The organism is Streptomyces sp. NRRL S-87 (assembly GCF_000719335.1).
Classification (GTDB): domain Bacteria; phylum Actinomycetota; class Actinomycetes; order Streptomycetales; family Streptomycetaceae; genus Streptomyces.
On the sequence record NZ_JOGB01000153.1, the window covers coordinates 1 to 3466 of the forward strand.

General features: G+C 74.2%; 1 pseudogene. It reads right to left on the reverse strand.

Annotation, left to right across the window (positions count from 1 at the left end):
* Window positions 1-3466: pseudogene (locus IF43_RS43340) on the reverse strand (KR domain-containing protein); the annotation flags it as partial.

Sequence of the window (3466 nt, forward strand, 5' to 3'; positions counted from 1 at the left end):
CGAGCTCGGCGAGGAGGTGGCGGGCCAGGGCGACCGGAGTCGGGTAGTCGAAGATCAACGTCGGGGGCAGGCGCAGACCCGTCTCCGCCTTCAGCACGTTCCGCAACTCGACGGCCGTCAACGAGTCGAAGCCCAGGTCACGGAAAGCGCGCTCGGCAGCCACCGCATCGCCACCGCCGTGGCCGAGCACGGCCGCGACCCTGCCGCACACCACCTCCAACAGCACGCCCTCACGCTCCGCCACGGCGGATACAGCCTGGGCCCGCAGGGAGGCGACGTCGAGGTGCATCGGCACGAGCACGGGGGCGTCCACGCCCATCGCGGTGTCGAAGAGGGCCAGGCCCTCGTCGGCGGCGAGAGCGGCCACGCCCTCCCGGGCGAGGCGGCGCAGGTTGGCGTCGTCGAGGCTCGCGGCCATGCCGCCACCGCCGGCCGCGTCGCCGTCCTGCGGGGCCCACAGGCCCCAGGCGAGCGAGACCGCCGGCAGACCCTCCGCCCGCCGCCGCTCGGCCAGCGCCTCCAAGAAGGAGTTCGCGGCCGCGTAGTTCGCCTGACCCGCCGCACCGAACGCGGCCGCCGCACCCGAGAAGAGCACGAAGGCGGAGAGGTCCAGGTCCCGGGTCAGCTCGTGCAGGTTCCACGCCGCGTCCACCTTCGGACGCAGCACGCCCGCCACCCGCTCCGGGGTCAGCGAAACCAGGAGACCGTCGTCCAGTACACCGGCGGTGTGCACGACGGCGGTCAGCGGGTGCTCCGCAGGTACGGACGCCAACACGCCCGCCAGTGCCTCGCGATCGGCCACGTCACACGCGACGAGGTCGACCTCGGCCCCCGACGCTTCGAGTTCCGCCACCAGTTCAGCAGCACCGGCGGCGTCCGGACCGCGCCGACTCGTCAGCAGCAGACGCCGCACCCCGTACGCCGACACCAGATGCCGGGCGAACCGAGGCCCGATCGCGGTCCAGGTCGATCATGACGAGCTGGCCGGGGTTCTCCGACTGCGCCGAGCGCAGCAGGCCGCGCACCGCGCTGCCCGCCAGGTCCGCCACCCCCGCGCCACGCCCGACGGCCACCGCACCGGACGTCACCCACACCAGGCGCGTGCCCGCGAACCGCTCGTCCGCCAGCCATTCCTGCACCGCCGCCAGCGCCGCGTTCACCGCGCCGTGGACGGCGTCCACCGCATCGTCGGCGCGGGTGCCGGCGGGCGGGAGGACGAACACGGCGTCCGGAGCCGGCTCGCCGGCGTCGAGGGCCGCACCGAGCCCGGCCAGGTCGGTGTACTCCCTGACCTGGGCGCCGGTGCCGGCGAGGTCGACGGCGTCGTGGCCGAGCACGGCCCACCGGAGCCCGGCGGTCGCCGGTGCTGCCGTGGCGGGCACGTCCGTCCACTCCACGCGGAACAGCGACTCCAGGTGGCCGGCGCCAGCCGCGTGGACCTGGTCGGCGGAGGCCGGACGCAGCGTCAGCGACTCCACCGCCGCCACCGGCCGACCCGTCTCGTCGGCGACCAGCAGCGCAAGGGTGTGCGGGTCCCCCGACGACACCGGAACCAGCCGCATCCGCAGAGCGGACGCACCCACCGCGTAGAGCGAGACGCCCGACCAGGCGAAGGGCAGGAGGGGTGGCGGGTCCACGGCTCCTCCCCGAGCCCGTCCTGGCGGCGCGCGTACACCGCGAAGGGCCGACCGCCCGTCGCGGAGGGCGCCTCCACGACCAGCTGGAGCTGTACACCGCCCCGTTCGGGCAGCACGAGCGGCGCCTCCAGCGTCAGCTCCTCCAGCATCTCGCAACCGACCTGGTCGCCGGCCCGGATCGCCAGGTCGACGAAGGCCGTTCCCGGCACCAGGACGGAACCGTGGACGACGTGGTCGCCGAGCCAGGGCTGCGCGGCGAGCGACAGCCGGCCCGCGAGCAGCACGCCCTCGGAGTCGGCCAGCGGCACCGCCGCACCCAGCAGCGGGTGCCCGGCGTCTCCGAGGCCGATCGACTCGGGATCCGTGGCCGCGAGGACCGACGCGCTCGGCCAGAACCGCCGGCGCTGGAACGCGTACGTCGGCAGGTCCACCCGCCGCGCACCCGACCCCGCGAAGAACGCCTCCCAGCCGACCGCCACACCATGGACGTGTGCCCGGGCAAGGGCGCAGACCAGGGTCTCGACCTCGGGGCGGCCGGAACGGAGCGCAGGGACGAACACCATGCCCTCGGCGTCACCGGACGTGCAGCCCTGGGCGAGGGCGGACAGCACACCGTCCGGCCCGATCTCGACGTACGTGGTCACGCCCGCGGCCTCCAGCGCGCGGACGCCGTCCAGGAAGCGGACGGCCTCGCGCACGTGCCGGACCCAGAAGTCGGCCGTGCCCATCTCGTCGGTGACGAGGGCACCGGTCAGGTTCGAAACGACCGGGATCCGCGGTGCGTCGAACGACAGTCCTTCCACCACTCGGCGGAAGTCGGCCAGCATGCCGTCCATGAGGGGCGAGTGGAAGGCGTGGCTGACCGTGAGCCGCTTGGTCTTCCGACCCTGGGCGGCGAAGACCTCGGCGACGGCGACCGCCGCCTCCTCGCCACCGGCGACCACGACGGACCGCGGGCCGTTGACCGCGGCGATGCCCACGCCCTCGGAGAGCAGCGGGAGGAGCTCGTCCTCCGACGCCTCCACCGCGATCATCGCGCCGCCCGCGGGAAGCGCCTGCATCAGCCGGCCCCGCGCCGCCACCAGCACGCACGCGTCGTCCAGGGACAGCACTCCGGCGACGTGCGCGGCGGCGATCTCACCGATCGAGTGGCCGGACACGAAGTCCGGCCGCACACCCCACGACTCGAGCAGGCGGAACAGCGCCACCTCGACGGCGAAGAGCGCCGGCTGGGTGTACTCCGTCCGGTCCAGCACAGCAGCATCCGACCCGAACAGGACCTCCCTCAGAGGGAGTTCGAGGTGGCCGTCCATACGGGCACACACGGCGTCCAGCGCGTCCGCGAACGCGGGGCCCGCAGCGCGGTGTGGGAGGCGGCCGACAGTACCCACGGCAGGGTGCCGAGCCCCTGCCGCGTCTCGGACGGCGTCGCGTCCTCGTCCGCCGGGGCCTGCTCGATGATGGTGTGTGCGTTGGTGCCGCTGAAGCCGAACGAGGAGACGCCCGCCCGGCGCGGGCGGCCGGTCTCCGGCCAGGCCCGCTGTGCGGTGAGGAGTTCGACGTCGCCCGCGGTCCAGTCGACGTGCGGGGTCGGCTCGTCCACGTGGAGGGTCTGCGGGAGCACCCCGTACTGCATGGCCAGGACCATCTTGATGACGCCGGCGACGCCGGCGGCGGCCTGCGTGTGCCCGATGTTCGACTTGATCGAGCCCAGCAGCAGCGGACGACCCTCCGGCCTGTCCTGGCCGTACGTCGCCAGCAGCGCCTGCGCCTCGATCGGGGCCGTTGCTGGCACCGTCCTGGTTGATCGCGGAGCCGCGGACGAGCGC